General features: G+C 67.8%; 13 protein-coding genes. 5 read left to right on the top strand and 8 right to left on the bottom strand.

Annotation, left to right across the window (positions count from 1 at the left end):
• Positions 1-93: 93 nt before the first annotated feature.
• Complete coding sequence (locus tag MKK49_RS11430) at positions 94-255, bottom strand: hypothetical protein (RefSeq protein WP_244028435.1); 162 nt, start codon at positions 253-255, stop codon at positions 94-96.
• A 287-nt stretch (positions 256-542) separates the two neighbouring features.
• Between MKK49_RS11430 and MKK49_RS11425 the strand changes: the two genes are divergently transcribed.
• Together MKK49_RS11425 and MKK49_RS11420 are read left to right on the top strand one after the other, a co-directional pair.
• Positions 543-1,547 carry an SDR family oxidoreductase gene (locus tag MKK49_RS11425; RefSeq protein WP_244028433.1) on the top strand — a complete coding sequence of 335 codons (1,005 nt, stop codon included), beginning with the start codon at positions 543-545 and terminating at the stop codon, positions 1,545-1,547.
• A complete protein-coding gene (locus MKK49_RS11420) occupies positions 1,544-3,823 on the top strand; it encodes a xanthine dehydrogenase family protein molybdopterin-binding subunit (protein ID WP_244028430.1) in 2,280 nt (759 codons plus the stop codon). Before MKK49_RS11425 ends, MKK49_RS11420 begins: the two co-directional genes overlap by 4 nt.
• An 83-nt stretch (positions 3,824-3,906) precedes the next feature.
• Here MKK49_RS11420 and MKK49_RS11415 read toward each other — a convergent pair whose 3' ends face one another.
• From MKK49_RS11415 to MKK49_RS11395, 5 genes are all read right to left on the bottom strand, one after another.
• Positions 3,907-4,386 carry a MucR family transcriptional regulator gene (locus MKK49_RS11415; RefSeq protein ID WP_244028428.1) on the bottom strand — a complete coding sequence of 160 codons (480 nt, stop codon included), beginning with the start codon at positions 4,384-4,386 and terminating at the stop codon, positions 3,907-3,909.
• Positions 4,387-4,720: 334 nt separating this feature from the next.
• Positions 4,721-5,209 carry a cyanase gene (gene cynS / locus MKK49_RS11410; protein ID WP_244028426.1) on the bottom strand — a complete coding sequence of 163 codons (489 nt, stop codon included), beginning with the start codon at positions 5,207-5,209 and terminating at the stop codon, positions 4,721-4,723.
• 26 nt (positions 5,210-5,235) lie between these two features.
• On the bottom strand, positions 5,236-6,222 hold the full coding sequence (locus MKK49_RS11405) for an ABC transporter ATP-binding protein (protein WP_409565059.1): 987 nt from the start codon (positions 6,220-6,222) through the stop codon (positions 5,236-5,238).
• Between the two features lie 21 nt (positions 6,223-6,243).
• A complete protein-coding gene (gene ntrB / locus MKK49_RS11400; protein ID WP_244028424.1) occupies positions 6,244-7,083 on the bottom strand; it encodes a nitrate ABC transporter permease in 840 nt (279 codons plus the stop codon).
• A 4-nt stretch (positions 7,084-7,087) separates the two neighbouring features.
• Entirely contained in the window at positions 7,088-8,446 is a 1,359-nt protein-coding gene (locus MKK49_RS11395) for a CmpA/NrtA family ABC transporter substrate-binding protein (protein WP_244028422.1), read from the bottom strand.
• A 235-nt stretch (positions 8,447-8,681) separates the two neighbouring features.
• On the opposite strand from MKK49_RS11395, the gene MKK49_RS11390 reads away from it, so the two are divergent.
• The 3 genes from MKK49_RS11390 to MKK49_RS24510 all read left to right on the top strand — a co-directional run bounded on the left by MKK49_RS11390 (position 8,682) and on the right by MKK49_RS24510 (position 13,428).
• Positions 8,682-10,493, top strand: coding sequence for a sigma 54-interacting transcriptional regulator (locus tag MKK49_RS11390; RefSeq protein WP_244028767.1), 1,812 nt, complete (start codon positions 8,682-8,684; stop codon positions 10,491-10,493).
• A gap of 371 nt (positions 10,494-10,864) precedes the next feature.
• Entirely contained in the window at positions 10,865-12,193 is a 1,329-nt protein-coding gene (locus MKK49_RS11385; RefSeq protein ID WP_244028420.1) for an AmpG family muropeptide MFS transporter, read from the top strand.
• A 677-nt stretch (positions 12,194-12,870) separates the two neighbouring features.
• Entirely contained in the window at positions 12,871-13,428 is a 558-nt protein-coding gene (locus MKK49_RS24510) for a PAS domain-containing protein (protein WP_313899160.1), read from the top strand.
• A 100-nt stretch (positions 13,429-13,528) separates the two neighbouring features.
• On the opposite strand, the gene MKK49_RS11370 is transcribed toward MKK49_RS24510, so the two are convergent.
• Together MKK49_RS11370 and MKK49_RS11365 are read right to left on the bottom strand one after the other, a co-directional pair.
• Positions 13,529-13,744: a hypothetical protein gene (locus tag MKK49_RS11370; protein ID WP_244028419.1), complete on the bottom strand. Its 216-nt coding sequence runs from the start codon at positions 13,742-13,744 to the stop codon at positions 13,529-13,531.
• A gap of 333 nt (positions 13,745-14,077) precedes the next feature.
• Positions 14,078-17,713 (bottom strand): beta strand repeat-containing protein (locus MKK49_RS11365; protein ID WP_244028418.1); only part of this gene is annotated, 3,636 nt, incomplete at its 5' end.

Here is a 17,713-nt window from a genome sequence, read left to right as displayed (position 1 = left end):
GCTTCCCGGCCGCTCCCCCGATGATCAGACCCACGAGGCCCGCGATCAGCGCGGAGACGGCCCCGAAATCCTGCAGCTCGACGGGTGAACAGGTCACGGCGCCGCCTTCGGCATGATCTCGAACTCCGAGGGCTGGAGCATGGAGATGGTCGACCAGCCCAGCGCGCGCTGCAGCGGGTTGCAGTCGTAGGCGATGACGCCACGCAGCACGCCCTTTCCCGGCATGGTATCGAGGGGGATCGTCGGGCCGATCATCTCTTCCTCGCGGCTGAGACCGCCATAGGCGTCGAACCGCTCGGCCTCGTAGTCGATGCGCCGGCCGGCGCCGTCGACAAGCCACCAACGCCGGGTGATCTCGCACTGGCGCTTGCGGTCGCGGATGCCATGGATCAGCAGGCGCTCGCCGAACCTTAACCTAAGATATCGATCGTCCGCGAGCGGAGCTGCGTCCGGAAATCATCGATCGCTTCCTGCGACAGCGCTGCGCCTGAACGTTCCGACCCCGTACCGGTTCTCCCAGCATAGCAATGCAGGACAATCGAATGACCTCGAACGACATCCCTTCGCCCTCGCGCCGTCAAATCGTCGGCGCCGTTGGCACGGGTCTCGCCGTCGCCGCTGCAACAAGCGCCGCACAGGCGCAGGAGCCGTCGGCTGCGGCGCAGCAGCCCCTGACGGACCCCATCGGCAAGTTTCCGGCGCCGCCGTTCAAGCGTCAATCGCAACCCTGGCCGGGCCTCGCTGGCCGCATGGACCCGAAGCCCGACCACGGCGAGACGAGCTATCGTGGGTCGGGCCGGCTCGCCGGGCGCAAGGCCCTCATCACCGGGGGTGATTCCGGCATGGGCCGGGCGGCGGCGATCGCCTTCGCTCGCGAGGGCGCGGACGTGGCCATCAACTACCTTCCGGATGAAGAGCCGGATGCGCGCGAGGTCGTCGATCTGATCAAGGCGGCCGGTCGCAAGGGCATCGCCATCCCGGGCGACCTACGCGACGAAGCCTTCTGCCGCGACCTCGTCGCGCGGGCCGTCGAGGGTCTTGGCGGCCTCGACATCCTCGTGAGCAATGCCGGCCGCCAGCAGGCCCACGATTCGATCCTCGACATCTCCAACGAGCAGTTCGACTGGACGATGAAGACGAACATCTACGCGCCGTTCTGGATCATCAAAGCGGCCCTGCCGCATCTGAAGCCGGGCGCGACGATCATCGCGTCGACCTCCGAACAGGCGACCGACCCGACGCCGGATCTCTACGACTACGCACAGACCAAGGCCGCCACGACGAACTTCGTGCGCTCGCTCGGCAAGCAGCTCGCCAAGAAGGGCATCCGCGTCAACGGCGTGGCGCCAGGACCGATCTGGACACCGCTCCAGGTCTCTGGCGGCGCCTCCATGGAGAAGCTCGAGAAGTTCGGCGCGCAGACGCCGTTCGGCCGCCCCGGCCAGCCCGTGGAACTCGCGGGGATCTACGTGCAGCTCGCCTCCTCCGACGGCAGCTACGCGACGGGGCAGGTCTACGGCGCGGCCGGCGGCAACGGTCTGCCGTGAGCGGCGACCACGCCGTCGAACCTCGAGCCCGTACTCATCTGGGACATCCGCACACCCGGATCGACGGGCCGGCGAAGGTGACGGGGGCGGCGATTTACGCTTCCGACATCGTTCTGCCGGGCCTCGCCCATGCGGCCCTGGTCACCAGCACCATCGTCCGCGGCCGCATCGTCGGGTTCGAGCTCGAGGCGGCGAAGGCCATGCCCGGCGTCCTCGGCCTCTTCACCCATCGCGACTTCGCCGGGACGATCCGCCCCGTCGATCACCTGATGGCCGGCGGCTACGCGAACTCTTCGCACCTACCCCTCGGCTCCGACGCCATCGCGTATGCCGGCCAGATCGTTGCCGTAGTGGTTGCCGAGACCCGAGAAGCGGCTCAGGCCGCCGCTGCACGGGTGCGGGTGACCTACGAGAAGAGCCCATTTGCCGCCGGGTTCGACGAACCTGGCGCCGAGACCGTGCGCCTTGCCGACCTCAAGCCCGATCATCAAGATCCTCGCACCGGCGATGCCGCCGTGGCCATGACGAGCGCGCCCGTGCGCATCGAGGCGCGCTACGAGACGCCGGTGCAGCATCACAACCCCATGGAGTTGTTCACCACAACCTGTATCTGGGACGGACCGCACCTCACCGTCCATGAACCGACCCGCTATCTCGGAGCCGTCCAGCACGGGCTCGCCGCGCAGCTCGGCCTCGATCCAGCAAACGTCCGCGTTGTGGCAAACCTCATCGGCGGCCATTTCGGCTCGAAATTCGCCCTGTCTCAGTACACAGCCCCCATCGCTCTGGCGGCCCGGCGCCTCGGACGCCCGGTGTCCCTCGTCCCCACGCGGCGCCAGTGCTTCACCATCGCCAACTTCCGGCCCGAGACCCGCCACAACATCCGCCTCGGGGCGGACCGTGACGGCCGCTTCACTGCACTCGTGCATGAGGCGGCCGTGACCACCTCGCGCTTCGACCCGTTCGCCATGGAGGGCACGGACGTCACGGCGAGCCTCTATGCCTGCCCCAACGTTCACACGGACGAGCGTGCGGTCCGGATCGATCGCAACACGCCGGGCCCCATGCGGGCACCACCCGAGGTGCCCTACCTGTTCGCCCTCGAGAGCGCCGTCGACGAGATGGCCCACGCCCTCGGCCTCGACCCCATCGCCCTGCGCCGACGCAACGACACCGACATCGACCCGATCAGCGGCAAGCCGTTCTCGTCCCGCCCCCTCATGGCCTGCTTCGACGCGGGCGCGCCGGCTTTCGGCTGGGAGCGCCGCCGCGAGCCCGGAACCCGGCGCACGGGCCCCTGGCGGGTCGGCCTCGGCTGCGCGAGTTCCGTACGCCCGGTCAAGATTTCGCCGGCCACCATGCGGGTGACTGTTCTGGCCGATGGCACCGCCCACGTGGAGACGGCGCATCACGAGATCGGCAATGGGATCGCGACGCTGCTCGCCATGGGGGCCGCCGACGGGCTCGGGATCTCCGTCGAGGCCGTCACCGTGCGCCTCGGCGATACGGCGCTGCCACCCGCTGGCCTGTCGGGCGGCTCATCGACGACGACGAGCCTGATGCACACCCTGGCCCTCGGCTGCGAGGCGCTTCGTGCTCGCTTGGCGGCTGTGGCCGTCACGCCCGGCGGCCCCCTTGCCGGTTGCGACCCGGCGCATCTGCGATTCCGCACAAAAACCCTGGCGGCGCCGGACGGGCGGTATGAGCAGTCGAGCGACCTTGTGGCACGCAGCGGCGGCGACCGCATCACGACGCTGGCCGAGTTCGTCCCGCCAGGCAGCGGGACAGAAGCCCTCGACGCCATGCGGGCCGGGCGGATCGCCCTGAAGAGCGGAGGCGCCGATACGCTGTCTTGGGCCTTCGGGGCGCAGTTCGCCGAGGTGCACGTGCATGGCGAGACCGGTGAAATCCGGGTGGCCCGTCTCACGGGCGCCTTCGCGGCTGGCCGGGTCCTCAACCCGCTGACGGCCCGCAGCCAACTCGTCGGCGGGATGCTGTGGGGCCTCGGCTCGGCGCTGCTGGAGGAAACCGTGGTCGATGCCGGGCACTACCGCAACGATGACCTCGCCGAATACCTCGTGCCAACCTTCGCCGACACGCCCGCGATGGAAGCCATCCTGGTGCCGGACGCGGATACGGAGGTGAACGCCCTCGGCCTGAAAGGCCTGGGCGAACTCGGCATTATTGGCGTCAACGCTGCGATCGCCAATGCCGTGTTCAACGCTACCGGCAAACGATTGCGACAGCTGCCGATCCGAACCGAAGCTCTCTGGTAGCATACTGGTTCGCATGATGGTCCGACAAAGCCCCGCGTTGAAAAGGCTGCGGGGCTTCGGTAGCTCGGGTGACCGTAGAGAACTCAGGCAGCCTGCTTCCGGCCCGGGACCTTCGCTGGTTGTGCACCCTCGCTGCGGCCGCCGGGGCGACCAAGTCCGATGGACTTGGCCAGGGCCGAGCGCTGCGCCGCGTAGTTCGGTGCGACCATCGGATAGTCGGCCGGCAGGCCGAATCGTTCGCGGTAACTGTACGGATCGAAGCCGTTCGTGGTCAGGTGCCGCTTCATGGTCTTGTAGGTCTTGCCGTCCACGAAGCTGACGATGCCGTCCGGCGTCAGGGACTTGCGGACCTGTGCCGCCGTCGGCTTCTCGGCGGGTTCCGCTACGGACTGCGCCCCGACCTGCGCCGGGCCGGCAGAGAGACCGCTCAACGCCGCGTGGACGCTGCGGATCAGCATCGGTAGTTCCGCCACGGGCACCGAATTGCTCGACACGAAGGCCGAAACGATATTACCGGCCAGATCGATCAGAGCCGTTTCCTGAAAATCACTATCTTCGTTCATGTGACTGTTCACATGCCGAACAGCCCCGTGTGTCGGTCGGCCTGATCGTCCCACCGGAGAGAGCCGCCGAGCGCTCCAGGTTGCCCCCCCTGCCAAAGGCGCTTCAGGCTGCCATGCGATCTTCGAGTGCCCAGATCGTGACAGGGGAGCACTTCCGACAATCGGAACTGTTTGCCTCCGATACGACCTCGCCATTGGGTCATTCTGCGCGCGTCCCGAGAGCAGGCACGCGCATCAGCAATTTCATGGAAAAATGGATTTCAATCTCGTTTGTGATATCATCTCAAGCTCCCGCCGCACAAATCGGTACGGCGGGACTCGCTGCAATACTGTTTCAGCTTTCCTTGAAGCCGTATTCCGGGACGCCGTCCTCGTTGTCGTAGTACTTGTACGGCAGGAACTTGCCCGAGAGGTTCATCTTCACCCGGTCGCCCTTGTTGTTGGGCTCGCGCTCCATGGTCATGTTGAAGTCGATGGCCGACATGATGCCGTCGCCGAAATCCGCCTGGATCAGCTCCTTCCACGTCGTGCCGTAGACCATCACCAGCTCGTAGAAGCGGTAGATCAGCGGGTCCGTGGGCGGCATCTGGGGGATCGAGCCGCGATAGGGCGCCTCGTTGAGCATCCGCTCCTCGGCCTGGGTCAGGCCGAACAGCTCGGCCGCCTTCTTCGCCTGGGCTTTCGGCAGCTTCATCTGCCCCATGCAGGCCGCGGTGATGAGGATCGGCGAGAGTCCGCCGATCTCGGCCTGGATGTGCTTCCAGGTCCAGCCCTTCTCGCGCTTGATGTCGAGGAGCTTTTCCGTGAGGTCTTCGCGCTTCATGGTGTTCCGTCCTCTGTGTTGAAAGATCAGGCACGCTTCCCGACGGGCTCGCTCGCAGCGATCGCCGCAGCATCCGCCTCGCTCAGCGTCGGGCGTACGACCGGCGGGTTGCGCTGGTCGTAGCCGGCCGGCATCGCGTCCCGCAGCGTCTTCGAGCGGGTGACGAGGAAGTCCATCAGATGGTTGCGGAGCGCATAGTAGCCGGGCGCGTGGTGGAGCTGCGTCCGGTCGCGGTCCTTGGGCAGCGGGTTCTCGACGATCTCGGCGACCTTCGCCATCGGTCCGTTCGTCATCAGCACGATGCGGTCGGCGAGATAGATCGACTCGTCGACGTCGTGGGTGATCATGAACACGGTCTGCCCGGTCTCGACGCAGATGCGCCTGACCTCGTCCTGCAGGGTGCCGCGGGTGAGCGCGTCGAGGGCCGAGAACGGCTCGTCCATCAGTAGGATTTTGGGCTCGATCGACAGCGCCCTCGCGATGCCGACGCGCTGCTTCATGCCGCCGGAGAGTTCGGACGGGCGCTTGTGCTCGGAGCCGGCCAAGCCCACCGTGGCGATGGCTTTCCGCGCCCGCGCCTCGACCTCGGCCTTGCCGGCCTTCCGCCAGCGGGAGGACACCGCGTAGGCGACGTTGCCGAGCACCGTCCGCCAGGGCAGCAGGGCATGGCCCTGGAAGATCACCGCGCGATCGAGGCTCGTGCCCTCGATCGCCTCGCCCGCCGCGATGACGACGCCCTCGGTCGGCGCTTCGAGGCCGGCCAGGATGTTGAGCACCGTGGTCTTGCCGCAGCCCGAGTGCCCGATCATGCACACGAACTCGCCGCGCCGCATCGGCAGCCATAGATCCTCGAACACGGTCGAGGTCTTGCTGCCCGAAGACTTGCCCCCGGGTGCCGGATAGCGCCGGGCGATGCCCTCGATCGAGATGAATTTTTCGTCGGACATGGGGCGGGTTCCGGCAGTCCTGGCAGGGGCGTCGGGCTTGCGCCGGGCGAAGGGGAGGATGCTCATCGTCTCACTCCGGGCATGGCCTCACTCCGGGAAAGTCACGAGGCGCTGGGCGCGGGCGAGCAGCTGGTCCAGAATCATGCCGACGAGGCCGATCACCAAGATCGAGACGATCACGTTGTTGATCGAGAGGTTGTTCCACTCGTTCCAGACGAAGTAACCGATGCCGGTACCGCCCACGAGCATCTCGGCGGCGACGATCACCAGCCACGCGATGCCGATGGAGATCCGCATGCCGGTGAGGATCGTGGGTGCGGCAGCCGGCAGGATCACCGTGAAGGCGCGGCGGATCGGCCCGACCTCCAGGGTGCGCGCGACGTTCAGCCATTCCTTGCGGGTGCCCGAGACGCCGAAGGCGGTGTTGATCAGCATCGGCCAGAGCGAGCAGATGAAGATCACGAAGATCGCCGAGAGGCCGGAATCCTTGATCGTGTAGAGCGCGAGCGGCATCCAGGCGAGCGGCGAGACCGGCTTCAGGAGCTGGATGAACGGATCGAGCGCCCGGCCCATCAGGGGCGACATGCCGATGAGGAAGCCCACCGGAATCGCGACGACGACCGCCAGCAGGTAGCCCAGAGCCACGCGACCGATCGAGTAGGCGAGCTGGATGCCGAGCCCCTTGTCGTTGGGCCCGCGGTCGTAGAACGGGTCCTTGAGGTGCTTCCAGATCGTGGCGCCGACATCCATCGGCCCCGGCATCGCCGACTTGCCGGTCGTGGCGGCCTGCCCCATCAGGGCGGCGTATTCGGGGTCCATCGCCTGCGTCTTGCCCGTGCCGCTGACGGCGACCTGCCAGACGAGCAGGAAGCCGACGAGGAGCGAGAGCGACAGCAGGGCTGCGCGTAAAGGAAGGCTGCGGGCCATGGCGTCAGCCGGCCTTCCGGATCTTGAACGACTCGAGGTATTCCTTCGGCTTGTCCGGATCGAAGGTCTTGCCCATCACCACGAAGGTCTTGCTGGTCGTGGTCGGGGGCGTCTGGCCTTCCTGTTTCATCAGCTTGGCGGCGTCTGTCGCCAGGAAGACCTTGTCGGCGACCGCCTTGTAGTCGACCTCGCCCTTCACCTGACCCCAGCGCTGCATCTGGGTGATGATCCAGACGGCGAAGGATTGCCACGGGAAGGGATCGAAATCGACGCGGTCGGGCACCTTCCGCACGTTGCCGAGCCCGTCCGCGAAAGTGCCGGTGAGCACCTGCTCCACCACCGTCACCGGCTGGTTGAGGTAGTTCGCCGGCGCGATCTGGGCGGCGATTTCCTTCCGGTTTTCCGCTTTCGAGGCGTAGGCGGTGGCCTCGATGATCGCGCGGAGCAGAGCGGCGTAGGTGTTCGGCGTCTGGGTGATGAAGTCGTTCGAGGCCGCAAACGCGCAGCACGGATGGCGGTCCCAGATCTCCTTCGACAGGATGTGGATGAAGCCGACGCCGTCATAGACCGCGCGCTGGTTCACCGGATCGGGCGCCAGGAACCCGTCGATGTTGTCGGCGCGCAGGTTGGCGACCATGTCCGGCGGCGGCACGGCACGGATCTGCACGTCGGTGTCTGGGTCGATGCCGGCTTCCGCGAGGTAGTAGCGCAGCAGGTAGTTGTGCATCGAGTAGTCGAACGGCACGGCGAGCTTGAAGCCCTTCCAATCCTTCGGGTCGCGCCGGTCCTTGTGCTTCATGGCCAGCGTGATCGCCTGGCCGTTGACGTTCTCGATGGCGGCCGCCGTGTACGGCGTCGGGTTCGAGCCGACGCCCAGCGAGATGGCCAGCGGCATCGGCGCCAGCATGTGGGCGGCGTCGTATTCCTTGTTCAGGGTCTTGTCGCGGATCACCGCCCAGCCGGCGGTCTTCACCACGTCGACGTTCAAGCCCTGCTTCTCGTAGAAGCCCATGGGTTTCGCCATGATGATCGGCGTGGCGCAGGTGATGGGGATGAAGCCGACCTTGAGATCTTTTTTCTCGGGTACGCCGGACGCGGCAAAAGCCTCGGCCGCGAACTTCGTCGGGAAGAACTGAGCAACGGCCGCGGCGGCCGTCGCGGCACCGACGCTGCGCAGGAAGGCGCGGCGCTGGGCGTCCTGCGGGAACAGCGCGCGCATCACCGCGCCATCGACCACCCGCTGGATCTCGGCATCGCCCGAGAACGCCGCTTCGTGCGCGGCCTGACTCGCATGCTCGCCGCAGGTGCAGCCGCCGCGCGAGAGGCGCAGCTTCGCGTCGAAGGGATTGTCGAACAGGGCCATGGGGTCCTCGCGCAGCGGATGGTGCCTGCCCCCTCAGCGCAAGCGATGTGCCAGCCCGGAAAATTCGTGAAAATCGAATGCGCACAAGAGGTTGTCGGACCTCATGAAAATTACGAAATCTCGTGTATCATGAAATCTCGTAGCCATATCACGAAGTTTCGTAGTGGGGAGAGCGGACTTGGCGTGTGACCGGGGTGAACAACTCGGGCTGGTCTTCGAGCAGCACCGGGAGCCGATGCTGGTGCTCGATCCGGCGGCCGACCGGATCGTCGATGCCAACCCGGCCGCCGCACGGCTGCTCGGCTACGACCGCGCGGTGCTCCGCGCCATGGCGCCGAGCGCCCTCCATCCGGGCCAGCGCCCGGCACTGATCGTGTTCACGCAAGGGGCCCTGGCCAAGGGGCAATGGTGGTCGCAGGCGCTCATCCCCCGCCACGCCGACGGCAAGAGCCTGCGCCTCGAATATTCCGCGAGCCCCCTCGGGGACGGCCGGTTGCTCGTGACGCTCGCCGACCTCGACGCCCGCCGCCGCCGGGTGATCGACGGGCAGGCGGACCAGCACATGCGCGCCGGCATCGCCGAGTGGCAGCGGATGGAGCGGATTTTTCGCGATATCGAGCGCGAGAACCAGCTGATCCTCCGGGCGGCCGGCGAGGGCATCTACGGTGTCAACGCCGACGGCGTCACCACCTTCATCAACCCGGCCGCCGAGCGCATGCTCGGCTGGCTCGCCACGGATCTCGTCGGCAAGGACATGCACGCCACCGTGCACCACACCCACCCCGACGGGGGGCATTACCATCACCACGACTGTCCGATCTACGCCGCCTTCCGCGACGGCGCGGTGCATCAGGTCGACAGCGAGGTGTTCTGGCGCAAGGACGGCACGTCGTTTCCCGTCGAGTACACCTCGACGCCGATCCGCGACCGCGGGCAATTGCTCGGCGCGGTCATCGTGTTCCGCGACATCAGCCAGCGCCGCGAGGCCGAGGAGCGCCTGCGCAGCGCGCTCGCCGAGGTCGATAGCCTGCGCGAGCGGCTGGAGCTGGAGAACGCCTACCTCAAGGAGGAGATCCGGCTGGAGAGCCATCACCAGGGGATCATCGGCCGCTCGCCGGCCATCGAGGCGACGCTCCGCCAGATCGACCTCGTGGCCGGCACCGACGCCACGGTCCTGGTCACCGGCGAATCCGGCACCGGCAAGGAGCTGATCGCCCGCGCGATCCACGAGGCGAGCCGCCGGCGCGACCGCCCGCTGATCCGCGTGAACTGCGCCGCCGTGCCCCGCGAATTGTTCGAGAGCGAGTTCTTCGGCCATGCCAAGGGCGCCTTCACCGGCGCGCTCCGCGACCGGGTCGGCCGCTTCGAACTCGCCGATGGCGGCACGCTGTTCCTCGACGAGGTCGGCGAGATCCCGCTGGACCTCCAGGGCAAGCTGCTGCGGGTGCTGCAGGAGCGCTCGTTCGAACGCGTCGGCGAGGAGCGCACCCGCGCCGTCGACATCCGCCTCGTCGCCGCGACCAACCGCGACCTCAAGGACGAGGTGCGCCGCGGACGTTTTCGCGAGGACCTGTATTTCCGCCTCAACGTCTTTCCCGTGGCGGCGAGCCCCCTGCGCGAGCGCCCGGAGGATATCGCGCTGATCGCGCAGCACTTCCTGAAAGGCGCCGCGCGCCGGCTCAACATCCCCGAGCCGCGCCTCACGGAAGGCGATGCGCGCCGGCTCGCGCGCTACGCGTGGCCCGGCAACGTGCGCGAGCTGGAGAACGTGATCGAGCGGGCGGCCATCCTGGCCGTCGGCGGTCGGCTCCGTTTCGACCTCCCGGAGACCGACCCGCCTCGCCGCCTCGCCACGCCCCCTGCCGCGCTTCCTGCAGACCGCCCACCAACCGAGACCGACCGCCGGGCCCGCGACCGCGCCGAGATCGCAGCGGCGCTCGCCCTCACGGGCGGCCGGGTGTTCGGGCCGAACGGCGCCGCCGCCCTGCTGGGACTGCGTCCCACCACCCTGGCCTCGCGCATCAAGGCCCATGGGTTCGGGAAATGAAGACGCGAGGTTTGTTTCAGAAGGGAGAACGGTACCTCCTACCGGGACGAGGGGGGGGGCGACGGGTGCCATGCCGATCGAGCCGTTCGGGCGATGATAAAACGAGGTCCCTGTCACCTCCGGCGCCCGGGCGCGCCGTGGAACTCGACAGCGATGGCGGCCAACGAACAGCGAGACGTGCGCATCGGGCGCCCCGGGGGCGACCTGCGCACGCTGGTGGAACGGAAGAGGGCGGGACGGTACAGCCTTGGGCCGGTCCGACGAGCGCTCGCAGGGGTGCGGGCCATGGCACAGTGCGCCTCGGAACGGACGGGGGTGCCTGAACCGGGAACGGCGAGCACCCGCACAGGCGGAACCGGAGAAGACCGAACATGAGCCCGGCAAACGTAGCGAAACCGGAGGCGACACCCTTCTGGTCGGCGTTGTTCACGGATCGACGGATCGCACCGGCCCTCGGCCTCGGCTTCACGTCCGGCATCCCGTTCCTTCTCGTCTACGCGACGCAATCGGCTTGGCTGTCCGACATCGGGATCTCGATCGTGACGATCGGGCTCTTGAGCGAGCTGACCCTCGCCTACAAGTTCAAGTTCCTATGGGCGCCATTCCTCGACCGGTACGATCCACCCCTGTTCGGGCGCCTTCTCGGCCGAAGGCGCGGTTGGATCGTGGTCGCACAGCTGGGCGTCATGGCGGCGGCAGCGGGCATCGCTTTCGGTGATCCCGCCCACCAACTCGCCTGGACCATCGGCTTCTCGCTCGTCCTCGGTTTCGCCGGAGCAACGCTCGATCTCGTGATCGACGGCTGGCGCATCACCAGCGTGCGGCCGCCCGAAAAGCAGGCTGTGCTCTCGTCATGGACGGAGATCGGCTGGCGGATCGGCAACTTGGCGGCCGGCGCCGGTGCTTTGCTCCTGGCCGACAGGATCGGCTGGCGTGGTGCCTATCTCTGTATGGCTGCGCTGATGCTCCCCGGCATGATCGCGGCGGTGCTCGCGCCCGAACCGCCCTCCGACCAGCGTCCCCACCTTGCCGGGACCGGCTTCATCGACACGATCTGGGCGCCGATTCGGGAACTCCTAGCCCGGCTCGGGCCTATGGCGCCCGTGATCCTGCTTCTCGTCGCCGGCTTCCGCATGCCGGGCTACGTCGCGAGTGCGATGGCTGTTCCGCTGTTCAAGCACCAGGGTTTCTCCAACACCGACATCGCCACCGTCACGAAGGTCTTCGGCTTCTGGATCGGCCTCGGCGGCACGTTCCTGGCCGGCGCCCTCATTCCCCGGATCGGCATGTTGCCCAGCCTGCTGATCGGCACCGTGGCGGGCTCGGCCGCGCACCTGAGCCTCGCCTACCTCGCGGCCCACGGAGGCGATGGCGGGACGGCGTTCTGGACATTCGCAGCCGCCGTCAGCATCGACGGTTTCGCCTATGCCTTCGCGTCCGTCGTCCTGATCACCTACATGTCGACGCTCGCATCGGCCGATCACGCGGCGAGCCAGTTCGGGCTGCTGACGTCGCTGTGCGCCTTCCCGGGAAGCGTGCTCGCGGGGTTTTCGGGCCTTGCCATCGAGCGGACCGGCTTCACGTGGTTCTTCGTCGGTACGTCGTTGATCGGGCTGCCGGTGGCACTGCTTGCCGTGTACGTGTGGGCGAAGGTCGGCATCTCCGACGAGACCGCGCCACGGCCCGATGCGGCGCAGTGAGATCGGGGCCGGGCATGCCCGTCGGTGAACACGATCGTTCGATCGGGTGGCATCCTCCCGCAACCCGAAGATCTCGATGTGGAAGATCTCGATGTGAACGCCCCTGCCCCGTCGAGCAACGGAACGCCGGCTCGCACCCCCGCTGCGACGGGATCGCTGAGTTCCTGATGGCCGGCATCCATTGCTTTCAGCGAACACCTCTCCAGAAGAGACAAGTGTCTTACTTAGGCGCGATATCGTACGGAAACAGAAAGCCAATTCTTACGTTGATGAAGCGTCGGGCGATTTTGTCCCACTGTTTACAACGGCGTGGGTCTGATTGAATGTTTCAAGCGGAGACGTGCCGTCGGACCTTCGGTGGATCGTGCGCTTGCAGGAGCGGCCTGAGCAGCATCTGCACACACAAACCGATCGGCGCTGAACCCGACCCGTGGTCGAGTTCGGCGCATTCGACGGACGTCGCCCCCACGCTGTCGCACGGGCCGACGGCCACGCGTTGAAGTCATCGTCGTTTTGGTATGAGAACAAATTTGTCGGGTTTCTTTCGGAAAAAAGGTCTTCGCAAAAAGTATCAAATCCAGAGCTCATAACCGTCTCGCGGAGATGGGTAGTGAGATGTGCTGTAAAAAAGGTGCGTGACTTCGATTGTGATCCGACCATCATGCTCAGGTAGATGAATGTTATCCTCATCGACGAATATGTCTGCCTTGCACGCAGCAGGGATAGTCGGCACCTGGGACACGGACGTGCCTGCCGGTCTGTCCCTGCTGGACGAAGGCGCCGCCGCGCTCCTGGCGGGGAACCGGGCTCTGGCGGGGAAACCGATCCCCCTCGATGTCGCGTTCGGGTGCATCCACCCCGAGGATCGGGAGTGGGTGTTCGCAGCCGTTCGCCGCGTTCGCCAGACCGGGGGCCCAATCGCAATCGAATTTCGCGTCCTGAGCGCGGCGGGCGAGGTCCGCTGGATCTTGAATCGCGGTCATTTGACCCTCGACACCACCGGCCTGATGCACGGCTACGGGGCCTACATCGACACGACGGAGACCCGGCGGGCCTCGCCCTTCACGCCAGTGCCGGAGGTATCGACGGATGCGGACCCCCTCCACCTGGCCGCCGACCATTGCATCCGGGCCCATGCGGCGATCCGGCGGAGCGGCGACACCTATCTGGCCGTCCTGGTGGATATGCTCCTGTTCAGGATCGGGCGAATCCTGGCGCGCAGGCGAAGCCAGTAGGCCCCGCGCCGAGACCGGTGTTTTCCGGCTGGAAGGCGACGGAAGCGCCACGGTGTCGTCCTTCACGCATCCGTCGCCGGGACCATGACGGCCCCGTCCGTCAGTCCGACGCCGCGGTCCAGATCTCGTGCAGGCCTCGCCTGTTGCGGAACCAGTAGACGCTTCTGCGCGAGTCGAGACCGAACTCCCCGTAGGAACTCGCCAGGCCGCGCACGATCTTGCAGGCCTCGCCCTCGTTCTCGATCTCACGCGCGAGGATCTCGGGGGCGGACCCCCGGGACGAGTCGATTCTTCTGACGAAAATTGAGTACGGCATTGTCGAACTCCAGGTGGGGTGCCCTGACTTTGCGGCGCCGAAACCAATCGAGGCGTCTATTTATAAGTCGTACTACGTATTTGAGTGCCACTCTTTCTCGATGAATGGTTAAACATCAGATAAAAGCCCGATTTTAATAATATTAAGTTGGAATTCGACGGCAAGATCGACAGATAAGAACTTGAAAATGATTTCGGTCGGCCGAACTCGCCGATCTTGACGAGGGGCACGCCCGCGACAAGCGCGTCTCCGCGAGAGGCCTGCCACCGCGAACCCCCGAAATCGGAGAAGGCCCGGCGTTTCACCGCCGGGCCCCCCGAGCCGGGACCGCGTTCAGACCGGGAGGCGGCCCTCCTTCATGCCGAAGTCCAGGTAATGCTGGAGCGGATCGATGTCGGCGGCGGCCACATCGGGATTGTGCTCGAGGTAGGCGTTGGTGTCGAAGCCGGGGCTCGGGTCACGACCCTCGCGCCAACCGTACTCCTCGTAGTGGAGGAGCGGATTGAGGCCGCTCGCAGCCACGTCCGGGTTGGCGGACAGGTAGAAGCCCGGGTCGAACACGGCGTTGGGCGCGCGCCCTTCGCCGGCCCCGTAGGTGACGTAGTGGTGGAACGCGTAGTCCGGCGCCGAGAGGGTGAAGGCCCCCGCTTCAGCCGCCACCGCGGCCACATCGGGGTTCTGCGCGAGATAGAAGGCCGGGTCGAAGGCGCCGATATGGCCCTGGCTCCCCTTTCCGTCCTGAACGTTGCGGCCTTCGCCCTGGCCGTAGTGCAGGTAGTGCTCCAGGGCATTCTCGCCCGATGCCGCGACGTCGGAGTACAGGGCCAGATAAGCCTCGCCCGAAAAGTCCGAACTCGGGCTGCGGCCCTCGTGCTCGCCGTACTGGGCGTAGTGCTCCAGGGGGTTGACCCCCGCCGCCGCGACGTCCGGGTTCGCCGCGAGGTACGCCTGCGTCGAGAAGTAGGCGTTCGGATCACGGCCTTCGTGCCAGCCGTAGGTCGCGTAGTGGGTGTCGGCATCGACGCCCGCCTTCCAGACGTCGAGGTTGTGCGCGAGGTACCAGACGTCGTCGACGAGGGCGTGCCCGTCATTCTGCTGGATCGATCCGTCGGCGAAATGGAGGGTCCCGATCCCGCCGATATCGTGCTGGATTCCATCCGGACCCGTCAGGACGAGGGTCTCCCCGAGGCGTTCCACCCGGGCCTCGGTGAAGGCGAAGCCGAAGGAGGCTTCCGCCGCCGGTGCCGCCCCGGCGAGGGACACGGCGAGTCCCGCCTGGGCCGAGAGGCCCTTCCCGTCCGAGACCGTGTAGGTGAAGAGCTCGGCGACGTGGACGCTGGTCGAGAGGTTGCTCGATCCGATGGCCTGGTAGCTGTAGCTGCCATCGGCGGCGAGATGCAGCGTCCCGTGATCCCCGAGGACCGTGACGGTCCCCTCGGTGGGAACGGCCAGGGTGATCCCGCCGGCGAAGCGAACCGCCGTCACGTGCAGGACGTCGCCCGCGTTGGGATCGCTGTCGTTGGCGAGCACGTTGCCGGTCACCGCCGCCGCGTGCGTCACCGTCGCGATGGTGTCGGCCACGGCGTTCGGTGCCAGGTTGACGCCGGTGCCACCCCCGTCCGTCGCGTTCCCGCCGCCGGTCGCCGCTCCGCCGTCGCGCGGATCGATGGTGAGGCCGAAGGCGGCCGAGGCCTGGCCGCGGTTGCCCGCCGCATCCGTCGCGCTGGCGACGAAGGCATAGCTGCCTTCGGCCAGGCGCGGCAGATCGAGGCTCCAGTGACCGTCCGTCCCGGCCACCGCCGTGGCCGTGCGCGGCCCCTGCTGCGTGTCGTAGGCGATGGACACGATGCTTCCGGCCTCGGCGGTCCCGAGGAGGGTCGGCGTGGCATCGGCGGTGGTGGCGTTGCCGAGGATGCCGGTATCCTCGGAGAAGCCCGTCACCACCGGGGCGGCCGGTGCGACGGTGTCGAAGGTCACGGTGTTGCCCGTGGCCCGCGCTCCGTTCCCGGCGGCATCGGTGGCGAGGATCGTGCTCGTCACCGGGCCGTTCAGGCCGGACAGATCGACGGCGTAGCGGCCGTCGCCCGTCACCTGCGTGGTGACCGTGTGGGTGCCGTCGGTGAACGTCACCGCCGCCACCGACCCGGCATCGAGGCCGGCGACGCGATAGGCCGTGTCGACGGCCTCGACGGCGTTGACCACCCCGTCAGCGGTCGGCTCGACGGCGAGGGACACGGGCGTCCCGCCATCGGCCACGGTATCGACGACGATCCGGAAGGGCTGGCCGGCCGGCGTCGCGGTGCCGGCCGCGTCGCGCCCCGTCGCGACCACGTCGTAGGTGCCGTCGGGCAAGGTCGGCAGCTTGACCGTCCAGGCGCCGTCGGAGCCGATGGGCGCCGTGACGCTCTGCGACCCGGAACCGGTGCCGTAGGTGACGGTCACGCTGCCGCCGGGCGTGCCCGTCCCGGCGACGGTCGGGGACGGATCGCTGGTGATTCCGTCGCCCGGAATGCCGGTATCGGGCTGGAGGCCGGTGACGACGGGCGCGACGACGGGCGGTGTATCGTGGCCCGGCGCGCTTCCGCCGGACGGAGGGCCTTCGCCGGTGGGCGGCGGGCCCCCGGGAGACGTGCCGGTCTGGCCGATGACGACGCCGTTCCCGGTTCCCACGGCATTGTTGCCGGCGGCGTCGGAGACGACGAAGGCGGACGTCACGGGTCCGGTCAGGCCCGACAGATCGGCGTGGTAGGAGCCGTCCGCGCCGGCCTCGACCCGGACCGTGTGGCTTCCGTCGGTGAAGGTCACGGCGGCGGCGGAACCCGGGTCGAGGCCCGCGACCACGAAGGTCACGGCCGCCGCCTGGGCCGGGGTCAGGACCCCGCCGGCCGGTCCATCGACGGTGAGGGAGACGAGGGGGACGGCATCCGCCACGGTGTCCACGGTGACCGTCAGGGGCCCGGACGTCCCGGAGGGCGCCCCACCGGCCGTCACCGCCGAGGCGGTGAAGCTGTAGCTGCCGTCCGCCAGGGCGGGGATCGCCACGGTCCAGGCGCCGGTGGCGTCCACCGGAGCGCTCACCGATTTCGACACGCCGGCCTCGACATAGGCGACCGTGACGGTTCCACCGGCGGCAGCCGTTCCCGACAGCGCCGGGGTGGCATCGGCCGTGATCCCGTCGCCCCGGACACCGGTGTCGTCACCGAACCCGGTGATGAGCGTGGGGGCCGGTTGCGGCGCTCCGCCGACATCGACCGCCCGCGGCGTCGCCGACAGGGTTGCGCGGTTGCCGAAGGCATCGGCGATGTCGGCGGTGGCGGCCAGTCCCAGAGATAGGTTTCCGGTCCCGGCGACATCGGTCACCGTCACCAGGTAGCCGGTGCCGTCGACCGCGACGGAGCCGACCCGTCCCGACGCACCACCGGTGCCGGTCAGGACGAAATCGTCCGCCGTCACGTTGGCGACGGCCTCCGAGAAGGTCACCGCGTAGGTGAACGTGGTGGCGCCGCTGCCGCCCTGCGGGGACGGCGTCGCGGTGCCCATGGGGGCGACGGCATCGACGGTCACGAGGGTGCCGGTGCGGGTGGCGGTGTTGCCGGCCGCGTCCTGGATCGTCAGGACCGAGGTCACCGGTCCGGAAAAGCCCGAGAGGTCGGCGCTGTAGGTGCCGTTGCCGACGTCCATGGACGTCATGCCGTGGGTCGCATCCGTGAACGTCACCCGGCCGACGGCATCCGGGTCGAGGCCGGCGATGGTGAAGGCCACGGTGCCGGCCTCGCTGGCATTGATCCTATGGTCGCCGGTGGGATCGACGGTCAGGGTCGCCACCGTGCCGGCATCGGCGGTGGTGTCGATGGTGAGCGCGAGGGGCTGGGAGGTGACCACGCTGCCGTTCGCCGTGAGGCTGGCGGTGAAGCTGTAGGCGCCGTCGGCCAGGGCCGGGACGTCGACGCTCCAGGTGCCGTTGGCCGC

Origin of the sequence: Methylobacterium sp. J-090 (assembly GCF_022829345.1) — a bacterium.
Taxonomy (GTDB): domain Bacteria; phylum Pseudomonadota; class Alphaproteobacteria; order Rhizobiales; family Beijerinckiaceae; genus Methylobacterium.
The sequence above is the reverse complement of the archived record's forward strand: the minus strand, read 5'-3'. Positions and strand labels throughout refer to the sequence as shown.